This is a genomic window from Lentzea sp. NPDC005914, assembly GCF_040629405.1.
GTDB lineage: Bacteria > Actinomycetota > Actinomycetes > Mycobacteriales > Pseudonocardiaceae > Lentzea.
Genome location: NZ_JBEXVQ010000017.1, coordinates 17024 through 32617, shown reverse-complemented (window position 1 = coordinate 32617; position 15594 = coordinate 17024). Strand labels below are relative to the sequence as shown.

The window sequence follows — 15594 nt, the reverse complement described above, 5'->3', positions numbered from 1 at the left end:
TGTTTCCCAGACCTCGGGGCGGTTCAGCAGACCTTGACGCGCTCCACTTCGCCGAAGCTCTTCACCCATTCGGAGTCCGTGAGCCGCGCGCCGTCTTTTTCACACATCTTCTTGATGATGCGGGTGCTGTCGAGGTCGTACGGCAGCAGCTCCGGGTTCTGGCTCCCGCTGCGCACGAGGAAGTCGCCCTGCTGCGGCCGGTACACCGCGCGCATCTCGTGTCCGTGCCCGGACACGTACACGAGCCGGTCCGCGTCACGTCCCGACGTGTAGAGCCGCCGCACCTCGAAAACGTTGTCACGCACGACGGCCACGCGGTCGTCGTCGGAGAACGTGACGTGCGAGGCGGTGCGGAGGACGCTGTCGAGCGTCGCGCGCAGCACGGGCTTCCCGCTGGGCACGCGCTGCCACACCTCGACGACGGCCGCGGGCGAGAGCTCGACGGAGAGCCACCGGTTGTCGCCGCTGTAGGTGAGGCCGCGGACGATGGCGTTCCTGGTCAACGCCGGCGTGATGCTTTCGACGGTGCCACCGATGCTCCAGAACCCGATCGTGGTCTGGCCCTTCGCCGCGTCCCAGACCGCGGTCGCGAGCTCGCGACCGTCCTGGCTCAGCGCCACGGCTCCCGCGTCGCGCTCCGGCACCGGCAGCTTGCGGGGGTGCTTCGGGTCGACGATGTCGAGGAGCTCGAGGTGATCGGCCGCGCTCGGCGTCGGAAGCTCGGGCTCGACCGCGTCACCGATCCTGCCGATGATCCGCGAGCCGTTCGCGCTGATGTCCAGCGTCCGGAAGCGGTCCTGCAGCGGCGCGAGATAGGTGACGTCCTCAGCGCTGTTGACCGCCCACAGGTGCTGACGGCCGGCGGCGTCCTTCGTGACCGCACGATGTTCGGCGAACTTGACGACCGTGTGCCGGTCGAAGAACCGCTTGCCGGGCACCGCGGTGTCCCCGTCGATGCCCCACACGCGGTCGGTGCCGTCCTCGTCGGTCACCGCGGCCAGCTCCCCGCGCGGGGCGACCAGCACGGCGGCGTCGTCGGCGGTGGTGCCGGTGAACGGGATCCCGCGCGCGACCGCGTTGGCCAGCCGCAGCACCTTCTCGGAGTCGGGCGACGGGCTGACCTTGTAGCCGACCAGCGCGTACTTGTCCGCGTACGGCCGGCGCTGCTCCATGAGCGCCTCGGACTCGGAGATCGCCTTGCCGCCGAGTTCCCGGTCGTGCATCTCGGTGAGCTGGCGCTCGTTGGCCAGCGCGTAAACGACCGTGCCGGGCACGAGCGCGAGCAGCACGGCCATCACCGCGATCAACGCCGTCGAGCGCCGCGTCTCACGTCTGGTGCTGACGTCGACGAACCGGCGTTCCTGCGCCGTCAGGAACTCGCCGAGCTCCTTGGCCTTGCGCAGCCGCGCGCCCCGGTAGAGCGCCAGCGGGTCGCGGTCGCTCGCCTCCCACAGCTCGATCGCGGTGACGAGCTGCTGGTGCGTGCTCAGGTTCTCGCGTTCCGCGTCGATCCACTCGGTGAGCAGGGGCCAGCGCAGCACCGCGTCGTGGGCGAGCTCGACGCCGTCCTCGGTCAACGTGACGAGCCTGGCTTGGGCGAGCAGGTCCAGCAGCCGCGGGTCGAGGTCGAGCCTGCGGGTGCGGCGCTGCACGATTCCGTTGCGCTGCACCGAAACGAGCCGCAGGAAGACTCTCTTCAGCGCGTTGCGGTCGTCCTCTTCGAGGCTGTCGAAGAGGGTGTTCGCCGTCTGCGCGACGACGTGTTCGATGCCGCCCGCTTCCTCGAACCCCGCCCGCGACATCGTCATGCCGCGCTTGCGCCGCCACGTCTCGGTGAGCGCCTGCTGCACCAGCGGCAACGCGTGCTGGTTCGCGGCGTCCGCGACCAGCCTGGCGATCACGGCGGTCTCGACGGTGGCGCCGATCTTGGCGGCGGGCTCGGTGATCGCGCGGCGCAACTGGTCCGCGCTCATCGGCTCGATGACGATCTCGGTGCCGCCCAGGGCCTCGCACCGGTCGCGGTGGTCCGCGCGGACCGCGACGACGACGTGCGGGCAGCGGGTGAGGGCGGTGACGAAGTCCTGCTGGTCCAGCGCCTTCTCGAAGTCGTCGACGAGGAGGGTGAGACCGGGCCGGTGCTGGCGGATCCTGAGCCTGAGGTGGTCGGGGTCCTGCCGGAACTCCCTCGCGAGCTGGTCCGCGGTGGTGTTCTCGAAGATCTCGGCGAGGGCCCCGGCGAGGTCCTCGAGCGCGTTGTCGCGGGGCGTGATCACCACGGCGTCGTCGAGGGCGGGCTTCAGGCCGGCGTGGATGAGGGAGGTTCGTCCCGCGCCCGAGGCTCCGACGAGAACGGTGAGCGGTTTGGCCTTGACCGACTCGACGACTTGCTCGACCAGACACTCACGACCGAAGAACCTCTTCGCGTCGTGTTCACCGAACGGTTCGCCGCCCGGATACGGTGCGTTGGGGTGGAGTGGCAGAGTGTGCTCGGCGGCGAGCTCACGCCACCGCTTGGTCCACGGCGTCGCGTCGCCCTCGCAGGCCCGGACGAACGCCAGCGTCAGCGCGAGCGACGGCAGCTTCCGCCCGCCCGCCGCGTCGGACAACGCCGTGGGCGAGTAGTTCGCCCGCCTGGCCAGCTCGCGATAGCTCGGTTTGCCGGCCTGGTCACGCAGTCTGCGCAGGTCACCGGCGAACTTCAGCAGCGCGGTGTCCTCCGGACCCAGCGGTCGTTCCCCTCGTGGCATGCCGCCTCCCGGCCGGATTGTCCACCAGAGGTTCGCCTGCCGTCTAACGGCCCGCTAACCGGTCACCATCCGGCCGATCGCTTGGTGATCGTTCCACCGGCCGGACCCGCACCGGCTCGCCTTCAGTCGCGGCAGGGCGGGGTGAAGTCGAGGTCGCCGAAGTACCGCTGCCACTCCTCGCGGGTCATCCGCCGGATCGTCTGCTGGCAGATCCGCACGGCCGGATCCCGCAGATCCACGTTCCACAGCCGCACCGCCATGTCCGCGCCGCCCGTGACCACCTCGTCGCCCTTGGGCGTCAGGCCCACCGCCGCGACCGGGCCGGTGTGACGGCGCAGCAGTGCCTGCTCGACCGGCTCGCCGCGGTCCTCGAGCCGCCACACCCGCACCAGACCGTCGTCCGTGGCCACCGCGACGCTGCCGGTGCCGAGCCACGCGGAGGTCACCCCGCCGCCGCCGGACGGGATCTCGGCGCGCAGCACGGGGTTGCGCGGGTCGGTCGTGTCCCAGAGGTGGACGGCGGTGGTGGTCGTGGTCATGAGGAGGTTCTGGCCGGAGAACTGGGCGGCGCCGGCGAACTTCGTGGTCAGGGCCAGGAGCTTGGGGTTGCGCAGGTCGGTGACGTCGACGAGATGGACGGAAAGGCCGGCGGTGACGGCGGCGAGGATCTGGCCGTCGGCGCGGAAAGCCATGCCCGCCAACGGTCCCAGGCCCAGCTGAGTGCTGGTGAGGAGTCGCGGGTGTTCGAGGTGCACGTCGGTCCAGAAGCTCACCGCACCGTCGTGGTCCGTGGTGACGAGGGTGGTGCCCTGCCAGGCGATCGCGGTGGCGCGCGCGGGAAGGACGGTCAGCTCGCGGGGCTTGCTGAGGGAGACGTCGACGACGTGGACGGCGCCGTCGTCGCCCAGGGAGGCGACGAGGCCGCCGGTCGAGTCCATCGCCAGGGCCGTCACGGCGCCGGAATGCCTCGTGGCGTCGTGGGAGGTGCGCGGGGACGGGAGGTCTTCGAGGTCCGTCAGCACCACAGTGCCGTCGCGGTGGCCGGTGACCACCTGCTGCTGTGTCGGGCCCACCACCAGTGCGGTCACCTCGGACTGAGCCGTGCGCAGGGTTTGAGAGGGGACGTCCTCCTGGCGCAAACCGTTGCGCGCCTGGGGCAACGGCACGAGCTGGTAGGCGGCGAGCGCCACCTGCTGGGCGAGGTCGGGGTTGGTGGAGCGCAGGATCGCGGCCTCCCCGACGGCCTTCAGGACGGCGGCGGCGGTGCGTTGTTCGGCGGCGGTTCTGCCGGCCTGCAGGGCGAAGACGGTCGAGCTGGCGGCGACGACGATCAGGGCGGCGAGTGCGGCGAGCAGCTGGCGTTGACGGCGGGTGCGTCTTCGGGTGCTCGCGGAGTCCTCTTCCTCGGCGGCGAGGCTGGCGGCGAGGAACGCGCGTTCCCTGGAGTTGAGCGACAGACCGGCCGGGACGTTCGTCAGCCGGCGGCCCCTCAGCAGCGCGCCGGGATCGCGGTCGAGGGACTCCCAGGTCTGCGTGGCGTCCGTGAGCTCGCGCTGCGCCTTGATGTTCTCGCGGTCCTCCTCGATCCACTCGCCGAGCGCGGGCCAGCCGCGGATCAACGCCTCGTGCGCCAGCTCGACGCCGTCGCGGTCGATGACGACGAGCCTGGCCGCGGCCAGCGCCTGCAGCACTTCGTCGTCCGCCTCGAGCTCGTCCTTGTGGGCACGGCGTTTGGTGTCCTCGACGGTGACCAGCCGCAGCAGGATGCGTCTGGCCTGCGCCTGCTGCCGGGACGTGAAGCCGTCGAAGACCTCCTGCGCGGTGCGGGCGACGGCGTGTTCGAGGCCGCCGACCTCCTCGTAGCTCGACAAGGTGAGCGTCATGCCGCGGCGGTGCTGCCAGGTCTCCGCGAGTGCGTGCGAGAGCAGCGGCAACACCGCGGCCTGGCCGACCGCGTCGGCCATCAGGCGGGCCAGCAACGCCGTCTCGACCTTGGCACCCGCGACGGCGGCGGGTTCGGTGATGGCGAGGCGGAGCTCGTCCGGCGTCATCGCGCCGACCATGACCTGGCCGCTCAGCGCCTCGACGAGCTCGGGATAGTGCGCGCAGTGGCCGTAGTAGTCCGCGCGCACGCCGATGACGACCTTCGCACAGCTCCTCAGTGCCGCGATGAGCCACGTGCGCAGCTCCTCGCTGCGGCACAACGTGAACAGTTCCTCGAACTGGTCCACGACCACGAGATGCTCGTGCTTGCGGTGCAACGCCGCGGGATCTCGCAGCTCGTCGGCCAGCTCGACGGCATCCGCGCCGGTGAGCCGGGCGAGCGCGACCGCGCACTCCTCCACGGGGTTCGCGCCGGGCGTGAACAGCAGAACCGGCTCGCGCGTGCGGGCGATGAGACCGGCCCGCAGCAGCGACGACTTCCCCACGCCCGACGGCCCGAACACGCCCGTGAACCGGTTCTTCGACGTGAGCAGCTCGGCCGTCAACCGCTCCCGCCCGAAGAACTTCGGCGCGTCATCCGGCTGGAACATCGCCAGCCCCACGTACGGACTGTCGTCGGCCCCGTCCGGTTCGGACGCGGCGACCTCCCGCCACCGCCGCGCCCACTCCTCCGGGTCGGCGTCGCAGGCCTGCACGTACGCCTTCGTCACCGCGAGGCTGGGCAGCTTCCGCCCGCCCGCCGCCTCCGAGAGCGCGGCCGCCGAGTAGTGCGCCCGCCGGCTCAGCTCCCGGTAGGTAGGACTGCCCGCCTGCTCCCGCAGCCGGCGCAGATCAGCGGCGAACTGCAGAAGACCGCTCTCGCCCTCGTCGAGAGGGCGTTCCCGTCTCGGCATCCCGTCATTGTTCAGAGAACTTTGTTCAGCGGCCAACACATGACCGTGAACAACCCGTTCGCCCTAACGTCGGTGCCGGGGACGTGCCCCGGTGTCATTCGCCCCGAACCGGCGCCGGTGTGGCCGTGGGTGACCCGCACAAGCGTCACCCACGGCTCAGAACGCCCTCAGCGCCTTGTCCGCCGCCTCAGCGCTTGTCCAGAACTTCGTTGTCAACCTGAGCGCGTCGGCCGCGTACAACGAAGTCCTGCCTACATTCGTCATGACGGTTCGGGGGAACCGGCACCGAAGATGACGGGGGCGATGCGCATGTCCACTGACTCCGCGACGACAACCACCCTGATGATCTGCGAGATCGCGCGCGGCGTGCTCGTGCACTGGCCCGGTGAAACGGCGAGGCGCATCCCCGTCGGGGCGAAGTTCTACGTCGACGCGTGGGCGGGCGACGGCTGGTACCGCGGCAGGCTCTCGGACGACCCGCGGCCCACGCACATGCACGCGAGGGACCTGGGCCTGCCTTCCGAATCCGGCGTTCAGCACACCGGCATCCGCTTCACGTCCGGGAAGTAGCGGCGCCACTCCTCGTCGGTCAGCTCGATCGCGTGTTCACGGCACAGTCCGGCCTTCACCTTGTCCAAATCGGTGTGCAGTGACCAGGTGGCCGGCTGACCGTCGACCACGCTGAAGGCCTTCTCCCGGTCCCGGTACCGCAGTCCGTCGGCGGCGCCGCGGAAGCCGCCGAAGGATCCGGCGGTGACCGCCTCGCCGCGCGCGCTGATGTCCCAGACGTCCACCGAGGCGGCGTTCTGCACGGCGATCTGCCGGTCGTCGGCGCTGAAGAGGAAGTTGCGGGTGTCCGCGGCGACCCGCGGCACCGTGCCCCACACCGCCGGCACGCCCGCGATGTCCCAGACGGTGATGCCCGTGCTCGTCCACCCCGCCAACTGCTTCCCGCTGTTGCTGACCGCGAGGGCGATGGTCTGGTCGGGGACCGTCAGCGATGTGCGGATGTATCTGCCACCGTTGCGGAGGTCCCAGATGTCCGCGAACAGCTTTCGCTGAGGCTCGGTGCGGGTCAGCACCACGGCCTCTTCACCGGACGGAGCCACCGCGGCGGCGAAGACGTGCGTACCGGGCAACTGGGTCTCGACGGGGTGTGCGGGATCGCGCAGGTCCCAGAGGAACGCCTGGCCGAGGCCGATCTCGTCCTGCAGGACGACACCCGCCGCCATGGTGCCGTCCCGGTTCACGCTGAAGCTGTGCGACGGGCGGGGCAGCGAGATCGTCCCGAGCTCCTTCGGCGACCGGGGGTCGGCCATGTCCCAGATGCGCACAGGACCCGACTTCTCGAAGGTGAAGGCCCGCCGATCGTCGTCGGTGAGCCTGACCTGGACGACCTGGTCCCCGATCTTCGGCGGCACCGTGCCCTCGGCGTCCCACCTGGCCACGATCGAGGCCGGCCCGGCCCCGTCGGCCGCGATGAGGAACTCGCTGTTCGTCGACATCGTCAGGAACCCGCCGACCAGTCCAGGCCTGGGCGTCACCGCTCTGGTCTGCCAGGCGGCGTCGGCGTTGAGGACGGCGTCGCGCGTCACCGGCGCCGGTGTCACCGCGTGCGCGGCGAGAGCGAGGCGCGCCGCCTTCAACGGATCGGTCGGGACCAGGCGCATGACCTCCGTTGCAGCACGACCCGCCAGGGCGTCGTTGCGCTGCTGCGTTGCCTCACCGGCCTTGACCGCGGCGAACACGACGGTGCCCGCCAGCAGCAGGACCAGCACCGACAAGACGCTCACCACCACTCGGACCCGGCGCGCCCTGCGGCGGCCGTCGGCCTGGCTCGCGGTGAGGAAGGCGCGTTCGGGTTCGGAGAGGGAGTGCGGGCTCAGTTCGGCGGCCTGGGCCAGTCGCGCGCCCTTGTAGAGCAGGTCGCGGTCGCCGCCCCACTGCGCGGCGGCCTCGGTGAGCTGGTGGTGGACGCGCAGGGCGTCGCGGTCCTCGGCGATCCAGTCGCGCAGGCGCGGCCAGGACCGGATCAACGCCTCGTGCGTGAGCTCGGCGTGCTGTTCGGTGAGGGTGACGAGGCGGGAGTTGGCGAGGCGTTCGAGAACCTCCGCGTCGAGGTCCTCGCGGGCCGCACGGCGCTTGGTGTCCTCGGTGCCCTCGCCCAGCGCGATGAGGCGCAGGAAGGTCCCTCGGGCCGTCAGCTGCTGACGGTGCGTGAGCTGGGAGTAGACGGCTTCGGCGGTGCGGGCGATGGCGTGGTCGACGCCGCCCGCCTGCTCGTAGCCGGCGAGCGAGAGCGTCATGCCCCGGCGGCGGTGCCAGGTCTCGACCAGGGCGTGCTGGACGAGCGGGAGCGCGGCGGCCTGACCTGCCACGTCGGCGACGAGGCGGGTGACCAGCGCGGACTCGACGGTGGCGCCGACGCGCTGCGCGGGTTCGGTGATGGCGCGGCGGAGGTCGTCGGCGGTCATCGGGCCCACGAGGACCTGGGCGCCTTCGAGTGCTTCGACGAGTGCCGGGTGGCGGCCGATGTGCCCGTAGAAGTCGGCACGCACGCCGATGACCACGCGCGGCGCTCCCACCAGGGCCTCGACGAACCAGTCGCGCTGCTCGGGACCGCAGAGGGTGAAGATCTCCTCGAACTGGTCGACGACCAGCACGAGGTCGTGCTGCCGGGCGATCAGGCCCAGCGCGGCGGGGTCGGTGAGCTCGGAGCGGAGCACCACCGCCGAGTCACCGGTCGCCTGGGCGAGCCGGACGGCGCACTCGTCGAGCGGCTGGACGCCCGGTGTGAAGATCAGGGCGTTGTCCAGGCGCGGGAGGAGGCCCGCGCGCAGCAGCGAGGACTTCCCGGAGCCCGAAGCGCCGAAGACCCCGACGAACGAGCGTTCCTCGACCAGCTCGACCAGCTTCGCGGTGAGCTTCTCGCGACCGAAGAACCGGTCGGCGTCCTCTTTCTGGAACGCCTTGAGGCCCACGTACGGCGCTTCGCCCCTCGGCTCCGGCGGGGCGGCGATGGCGCGCCACCGTTGCTCCCACTCCTGCCCGTCTCCGTCGCAGGCCTGCACGTAGGCCAGGGTGACGGCGAGCGTCGGGAGCTTCTTGCCGCCGGCGGCGTCGGACAGCGTCGCCGCCGAGTAATGCGCGCGTGAGGCGAGCTCGCGGTAGGACGGTTTGCCCGCCTTGTCGCGAAGTCTGCGCAGATCAGCGGCGAAACTGCCGATCTCGGTGTCTTCGCAGTCCAGCGGACGTTCGGTGCGTGGCATGTCGGTCTCCCCCTGTGACCGATTGTCTACACCGTGTTGTTCAAAGCGCATGGCCGACCCCTTACAACGTGTTCGCTCGTAGCGTTTGCGTTGCAGGTGGTGATCGGGGGATCGCCAGGGCCCCTCCGGTTCTCGGGGGACCGGAGGGGCACGCGTCAGAGTCTGATCAGAGTCCGACGAGCTTGTACAGGCCGCCGACTTCCTGGCGGTTGAGGACGCGCATCGAGCCGGGGCGCTGGTTGCCGAGCGAGACGTCACCGACCGCGACCCGCACCAGCGACTGCACCGGGTAGCCGACGTGCTCGAGCAGGCGGCGCACGATGTGCTTGCGGCCCTCGTGCAGGACCACCTCGACCAGGGCCTTGCCGGGCACGGCGCTGATGAGCTTGAAGGAGTCGACCTTGATCGGGCCGTCGTCCAGCTCGATGCCGGCCTTGAGCTTCTTGCCGAGGCCCTTCTCGACCGGACCCGGCACCTCGGCGAGGTAGGTCTTCATGACGTTGTAGCTGGGGTGCATCAGCCGGTGCGCGAGCTCGCCGTCGTTGGTGAGCAGCAGCAGCCCCTCGGTCTCGGCGTCGAGCCGGCCGATGTGGAACAGGCGCTCCTTGCGGTTGCGCACCAGGTCGCCGACGCACGGGCGCCCCAGGTCGTCCTCCATCGTGGACAGCATGCCGAACGGCTTGTTCAGCGCGATCGTCACCACGTCCTCGCGGAGCTGCACGCGCACGCCGTCCACGTGCACGACCGCGGTCTCGGGGTCGATCCGGCGCCCCTGCTCGCGCACGATCTTGCCGTCGACCTGGACGCGGCCCTGGTCGATCAGCTCCTCCGAAGCGCGGCGGGAGGCGATCCCCGCCTGTGCGAGCACCTTCTGCAGGCGCACGCCCTCGTTCTCAGACATCGTCGATCGCATCCACTTCGGGCAGCAGCGGCGCGATTGCGGGCAGGTCGGCGAGCGACGACAGCCCCAACCGCTCCAGGAACAGTTCGGTCGTGCGGTACAGGATCCCACCCGTGTCGCTATCGGTGCCCGTCTCCTCGATGAGCCCCCGCGCGACCAGGGTCCGGATCACACCGTCCACGTTGACGCCACGCACCGCCGCAATCCGCGCCCGCGTAACAGGCTGCCGGTAGGCGATCACCGCGAGCGTCTCCAGGGCCGCGCGGGTGAGTTTCGCGCGCTGACCGTCGAGCAGCAGCTTCTCCACGAACGGGGCGTACCGGTCTCGCGTGTAAAAACGCCAGCCGTCTCCCGCCCTGCGCAGGTCGATGCCACTGCCGGACTCGGTGTACCGGGTGGAGAGTCTACGGAGTGCTTCCTTGATTCGCTTAACCGGCTGGTCAAGGGCACTGCTGAGCTGGTCTTCGGCGATCGGGCTGTCGACCACGAGCAGGACGGACTCGATCGCGGCCTCGAACTCCAGGTCGTCGGTGAGGTCGGGGAGGCCGCTGTCCTCGATGGCTTCCTCGGGGGCGGCGGCGAGCAACTGGGCCTCAAGGGCGGCAGCGTCGGTGTCGGGTTCGGCGGCGGGCGCGGCGTCGGTGTCGGGCTCGATCTCGGGCTCGGGCTCGGCTTCAGCGGGCGCGGCGGCAGCGGGTACGGCGTCGGCGGCAGCGTCAGCCGGGTCGGGCGCGGCTTCGGCGGCGAGGACTTCCGGTGCGGCGTCGACAGGCTCGGCGGCAGACTCGGGCTCGGCTTCGGCGTCAACAGGCTGGGCTTCGGCGGCGTCCGAGTTGTCCACAGGCTCGACCTCTGACGTGCCGTTTTTGTCGGTGCCGCCCGATAGACTGGAAACCGGGGGGACCCCCGCGACCTCAGGCTCGGGCTCAGCACTTTCCGGCGCGACATCTTCCGACGCGACTTCGAGCTCAGCGCCCTCCGACGCGACACCCGCCAGCGCGGCCTGGAGCTCAGCACCTTCATGCGCGACCTCGGGCTCGGCACCTTCCAGCGCTACCCCCTGCGGCTCGGCACCCTCCGGCACGGCCTCGGACTCAACACGCTCAGGCCCGGCCTCAGCACCCTCCAGCGCCGCCTCGAGCTCAGCACCTTCCGGCCCGACACCCTCCGGCACGGCCTTGGACTCAGCACCCTCCGGCCCGGCGTCAGCACCCTCCGACGCGACCGCGGTGTCGTCGTGACCGTCCTGATCGAACGCGGGGCCCGGGTTCCGCACCTCTGCCGCGTCCGGCCCCACCACTGGCTCGCTCATCAGCCGTAGTCCTCGTCCTCATCGCCGGCATGCACCTGCGCCTGCGCCTCCTCCAACGTCCCACCGACCCAGGTCACCTGCAGCGGTCCGAGCGGGTCCTCCTGCTCGAACGCCAGCGACTTCTCCCGGTACAGCTCCAGCAGCGCCAGGAACCGCGCCACGACCTCCATCGTCTCGGTGCAGTCCGCCACGATCTCCGAGAACGACGCCGTCCCGCGTTCGATCAGCAACGCTCGCAGAACGTCCGCCGTCTCGCGGATCGACACCCGGTGCTGGTGGATGTGCGCGACCGACAGCGTCCGCTTCTGCTTCGGCCGGAAAGCAGCCGCCGCGATCAGGGCGAACTTGTCCGGCGTCACCCCGAGCATCACCTCGGGCAGCAGTCCCTCGAACCGCGGCTCCAGCGACACCGACCGCGGATACCGCCGGTACGCCCCCTGCTCCAGCTCGGCGAACAGAGCAGCCACCTGCTTGTACGCCCGGTACTGCAGCAACCGCGCGAACAGCAGGTCACGCGCCTCGAGCAGAGCGAGGTCGTCCTCGTCGTCGACGTCACCGGCAGGCAGCAGGCGCGCGGCCTTCAGGTCCAGCAACGTCGCCGCGATCACCAGGAACTCGGTGGTCTCGTCGAGGTCCCACGAGTCACCCATCCCGCGGATGTGCGCGATGAAGTCGTCGGTGACCTGGTGCAACGCCACCTCGGTCACGTCGAGCGTGTGCTGGGAGATCAGCTGCAGCAGCAGGTCGAACGGGCCCTCGAAGTTCGTGAGGCGGACCTTGAACTTGCCGTCGTCGACCGGTGCGTCAGGGAGTTCCTCGGTCACTGCTCGCGCAACCTGCGTACCAGCAACGACGCGTCACCGTGCGTCTCCAGGTCGTCCAGCACGATGGCGATCGCCTCGCGCACCACGCGCCCGCGGTCCACGCCCAGGCCGTGCGAGCCGCGCAGCAGCAGCCGCGCCTGCTCGAGCGCCATCAGTTCCTCGTCGGACACGTACACCGTGATCTTCGTGGTGTGCTTCGTGCGACCGGAACCACGACGCTGCTGCGGAGCCACCTCGTCCGACGAGACAGAAGAAACTTCCGCAGGAGCGGCAGAGGTCAGCCGGAACAGCTCGGCCGCCCCCGGCAGTGAAGGGCGACGGTTCACCGGGCGATCACCTCGCGGGCCAGCGCGCGGTACGCGTTGGCACCGGAGGACCGAGGCGCCCACCGCGTGATCGGCTCACCGGCGACGGTGGTCTCCGGGAAACGCACCGTGCGGTTGATTACCGCGTCGAACACGATCTCGCCGAACGCCTCCACGACGCGGGCCATGACCTCGCGTGAGTGCAGCGTGCGCGGGTCGTACATCGTGGCGAGGATGCCGGTGATGTTGAGCTTGGGGTTCAACCGTTCCTTGACCTTCTCGATGGTGTCGATGAGCAGCGCCACCCCGCGCAGCGAGAAGAACTCGCACTCCAGCGGGATCAGCACTCCGTCCGCGGCCGCGAGGGCGTTCACCGTGAGCAGGCCGAGCGAGGGCTGGCAGTCGACCAGCACGTAGTCGTAGTGGTCGATGACGGGACGAAGGGTGCGCACGAGCGTGTGCTCGCGGCCCACCTCGGACACGAGCTGGATCTCGGCCGCCGACAGGTCGATGTTGCTCGGCAGCAGGTCCATGTCGTCGACCATGGTCTTGCGGATCACGTCGCGGACGGCGGTGTCGCCTTCCATGATGACGTTGTAGATCGTGGTTTCCAGCTGGTGCGGGTGCACGCCGAGGCCCACGGACAGCGCGCCCTGCGGGTCGAAGTCGACGAGCAGGACCCGTCTGCCGTACTCGGCCAGCGCCGCGCCCAGGTTGATGGTCGACGTCGTCTTGCCGACGCCGCCCTTCTGGTTGCACACCGCGAGGATCTTCGCCGGACCGTGGTGCAGCAGCGGCGGCGGATCCGGGATGTGGCGGCGCGGGCGGCCGGTCGGCCCGATGCCGTCGCGCTGCTCGTGAGCGACATCGTCCACCGGCGCGGCGTGCGGGGCCAGGTTCAGATCGGCACGGGGCGCGAAAGCGTGCTCCGGTGTCGACATGGCTGGCGTTCCCTCACTGGTCGTAGTCGTCTCTCCGGGCGCAGCCTAGGCCGCACCCGTGCGAGCGGCAACGCGCCTCGCCGGGGTTTGTCAAGACTTTGTTACGCCGGAACATCCGCTCGTGTACGCCTGTCGGCGGCGGAAAGCACCACGTCGAGCAGGCCCGGGAAGAGATGATCCAGGTCATCGCGACGCAGTGACACCCAGCGCTGGTTGCCCCTGCACCGTGTTCGTGTGATGCCAGCTTCGCGCAACACGCGCAGGTGCTGGGAGAGGGTCGACTTCGCCACGTCAACCTCGAAGGCCCCGCACAGCCTCTCACCGCTCAACTGGATCTGGCGCACGACCGCGAGCCGGGTCGGGTCGCTCAGCGCGTGCAGCACAGCGGCGAGATCTATGGCCTGTGGGGACGGCTCGTCCAAGTTCGGCACCTGCCCACCGTACCCGTGGAAGCCTCATGTTCCAGTGGCCCGAGGGTGTGCAGTTGCGTAGACCTCCCTCAAAGTCGTAACGGTTACCAGTGTGTACACCTGAGTGGTCGTAACCGATGCATGCCCGAGAAGTTCTTGCACCACCCGAACGTCCGCACCCCCTTCCAACAGATGGGTGGCGAACGAATGCCGCAACGTGTGCGGAGACACCACGGCGGTGATTCCGGCTTCCTCCGCGGCGGTCTTCAGAACGGTCCACGCACTCTGCCGCGATAGCCGTCCACCGCGTGCATTCAAGAACAATGCAGGCGTCCCACGGCCTTTCGCCGCCAACGCGGGCCGCGCACGAACCAGATAGGCGTCCACAGCGGCCAATGCCGGTCGCCCGACCGGAACGAGCCGCTGTTTTCCTCCTTTCCCGTCCAGCAGCACCGTCCGCTCGGAAGCGTCGATGTCGTCCACGTCCAGCCCCACGACTTCGGAGATCCGCGCTCCGGTCGAGTACAGCAGCTCCAGCAGGGCTTTGTCCCTGAGGTTTCCCACATTGTCGAGCAGCGTCAGGACATCGTTGACCGGTAACGCTTTCGGCAGCCTCTTAGGTGGCGAAGGCGGATGCACGGCTCGTGCGGCGTCATGCGGCACAACACCTTCCCTGTGCGCGAAGCGGTGCAACCCGCGCACGGCGACCAACGTGCGTGCCGCCGATGACGCCGCGAGGCCGCTTTCCCGCAACGCCGCCAGGAACTCGCTCACCTGAATCTCGGTCACCGCGCCCAGATCCGCGACACCGATGGACTCGAGGTGCTCGGTGTAACGGCGCAGATCGCGGGTGTAGGAGTCGAGCGTGTTGCGGGCGGTGCCGCGTTCCACGGCGAGGTGGTCGAGATAGGTCGCCACCAGCTCAGCAATCACGCAAGTCCTTCCAGCACAATCTCTCCGTCACGCGCGTTGACACCCTTCGCCAGTGCGGGATCCTCCGCCACGGCACGCATGAAACCTTTGTCCGCCAACGCGATGACGTACGGCAGCGTCACGTTCGTCAGCGCGTACGTCGACGTGTTCGGCACCGCGCCGGGCATGTTGGCGACGCAGTAGAACACGGAGTCGTGCACGCGATAGGTAGGTGAGTCGTGCGTCGTCGGCCTGGTGTCCTCGAAACAGCCGCCCTGGTCGACCGCGATGTCCACGAGCACGCTGCCGGGACGCATCCGCGACACCAGCTCGTTGCTGACGAGCTTCGGCGCCTTCGCACCGGGCACCAGCACGGCGCCGACCACCAGATCCGCCCAGACGCAGGCCTTCTCGACCTCGTAGGCGTTCGACGCGATCGTCTGCAGGTGCCCGCGGTAGGTGAAGTCGATCTGCCGCAACCGGTTGACGTTGTTGTCCAGCACGATCACCTCGGCCTGCATGCCGACCGCCATCGTGGCCGCGTTCATCCCCGCCACACCCGCGCCGATCACCGCGACCTTGCCCGCCGCGACGCCGGGAGCACCACCCAGCAGCACACCCCGCCCGCCCTGCGCCCGTTCCAGGCAGTGCGCGCCCACCTGAGCCGCCATCCGCCCGGCGATCTCGCTCATCGGCGCCAGCAACGGCAGCGACCCGTCCGGCAGCTGCACCGTCTCGTAGGCGATCGCCGTGATGCCGGAGGACGCGATCGCCTTGGTGCACTCCGGGCTCGCCGCGAGGTGCAGGTAGGTGAAGAGCACCTGATCACGCCGCATCCGGTGGTACTCGGGCTCGATCGGCTCCTTGACCTTCAGCACGAGGTCCGCGAGACCCCACACCTCGTCGGCTGTCGCGGCGATGCGCGCGCCCGCCGACGTGTACTCGTGGTCGGGAAAGGACGAGCCCGCACCGGCGTCGTGTTCGATCACGACCTCGTGCCCGCGGCGTACCAGCTCGACCACGCCGGCGGGCGTGATCGCGACCCGGTACTCGTGGTTCTTGATCTCCTTTGGGACACCGACCAGCATCGTCGCAGCGTATTCCCGATATCGATCTATTGCATCGGATAACGTGCT

Annotated in this window: 12 protein-coding genes; 1 reads left to right on the top strand and 11 read right to left on the bottom strand. The window is 69.8% G+C overall.

All coding sequences use genetic code 11. The annotated features are described in order from the left end of the window. Positions 1 to 23: 23 nt before the first annotated feature. Both ABZ345_RS23960 and ABZ345_RS23955 read right to left on the bottom strand, forming a co-directional pair. Positions 24 to 2747: a helix-turn-helix domain-containing protein gene (locus ABZ345_RS23960; RefSeq protein ID WP_359852671.1), complete on the bottom strand. Its 2724-nt coding sequence runs from the start codon at positions 2745 to 2747 to the stop codon at positions 24 to 26. A 122-nt stretch (positions 2748 to 2869) separates the two neighbouring features. Then, the gene (locus tag ABZ345_RS23955) at positions 2870 to 5584 is read right to left on the bottom strand and encodes a helix-turn-helix domain-containing protein (protein ID WP_359852668.1); all 2715 of its coding nucleotides are present in this window, start codon (positions 5582 to 5584) and stop codon (positions 2870 to 2872) included. Between the two features lie 309 nt (positions 5585 to 5893). Between ABZ345_RS23955 and ABZ345_RS23950 the strand changes: the two genes are divergently transcribed. Next, a complete protein-coding gene (locus ABZ345_RS23950) occupies positions 5894 to 6154 on the top strand; it encodes a hypothetical protein (protein ID WP_359852665.1) in 261 nt (86 codons plus the stop codon). Here ABZ345_RS23950 and ABZ345_RS23945 read toward each other — a convergent pair. The 9 genes from ABZ345_RS23945 to ald all read right to left on the bottom strand — a co-directional run bounded on the left by ABZ345_RS23945 (position 6118) and on the right by ald (position 15546). Then, positions 6118 to 8853, bottom strand: a complete 2736-nt coding sequence (locus ABZ345_RS23945; protein ID WP_359852662.1) for an XRE family transcriptional regulator — start codon at positions 8851 to 8853, stop codon at positions 6118 to 6120. The genes ABZ345_RS23950 and ABZ345_RS23945 overlap by 37 nt on opposite strands. Positions 8854 to 9019: 166 nt before the next feature. Further along, complete coding sequence (locus ABZ345_RS23940) at positions 9020 to 9754, bottom strand: pseudouridine synthase (RefSeq protein ID WP_359852660.1); 735 nt, start codon at positions 9752 to 9754, stop codon at positions 9020 to 9022. Continuing rightward, entirely contained in the window at positions 9747 to 10595 is an 849-nt protein-coding gene (scpB, locus tag ABZ345_RS23935; RefSeq protein ID WP_359853147.1) for an SMC-Scp complex subunit ScpB, read from the bottom strand. Before scpB ends, ABZ345_RS23940 begins: the two co-directional genes overlap by 8 nt. A 470-nt stretch (positions 10596 to 11065) precedes the next feature. Next, complete coding sequence (locus ABZ345_RS23930; RefSeq protein WP_359852657.1) at positions 11066 to 11890, bottom strand: segregation/condensation protein A; 825 nt, start codon at positions 11888 to 11890, stop codon at positions 11066 to 11068. After that, on the bottom strand, positions 11887 to 12216 hold the full coding sequence (locus ABZ345_RS23925) for a hypothetical protein (RefSeq protein WP_359852654.1): 330 nt from the start codon (positions 12214 to 12216) through the stop codon (positions 11887 to 11889). The genes ABZ345_RS23930 and ABZ345_RS23925 overlap by 4 nt, the downstream gene beginning before the upstream one ends. Next, on the bottom strand, positions 12213 to 13136 hold the full coding sequence (locus tag ABZ345_RS23920; RefSeq protein ID WP_359852652.1) for an AAA family ATPase: 924 nt from the start codon (positions 13134 to 13136) through the stop codon (positions 12213 to 12215). Before ABZ345_RS23920 ends, ABZ345_RS23925 begins: the two co-directional genes overlap by 4 nt. A gap of 101 nt (positions 13137 to 13237) precedes the next feature. Further along, positions 13238 to 13567: a metalloregulator ArsR/SmtB family transcription factor gene (locus tag ABZ345_RS23915; protein WP_359852649.1), complete on the bottom strand. Its 330-nt coding sequence runs from the start codon at positions 13565 to 13567 to the stop codon at positions 13238 to 13240. Positions 13568 to 13591: 24 nt separating this feature from the next. Then, the gene (gene xerD / locus ABZ345_RS23910; RefSeq protein WP_359853144.1) at positions 13592 to 14476 is read right to left on the bottom strand and encodes a site-specific tyrosine recombinase XerD; all 885 of its coding nucleotides are present in this window, start codon (positions 14474 to 14476) and stop codon (positions 13592 to 13594) included. Next, positions 14476 to 15546 carry an alanine dehydrogenase gene (gene ald, locus ABZ345_RS23905; protein WP_359852647.1) on the bottom strand — a complete coding sequence of 357 codons (1071 nt, stop codon included), beginning with the start codon at positions 15544 to 15546 and terminating at the stop codon, positions 14476 to 14478. Before ald ends, xerD begins: the two co-directional genes overlap by 1 nt. Positions 15547 to 15594: the final 48 nt, after the last annotated feature.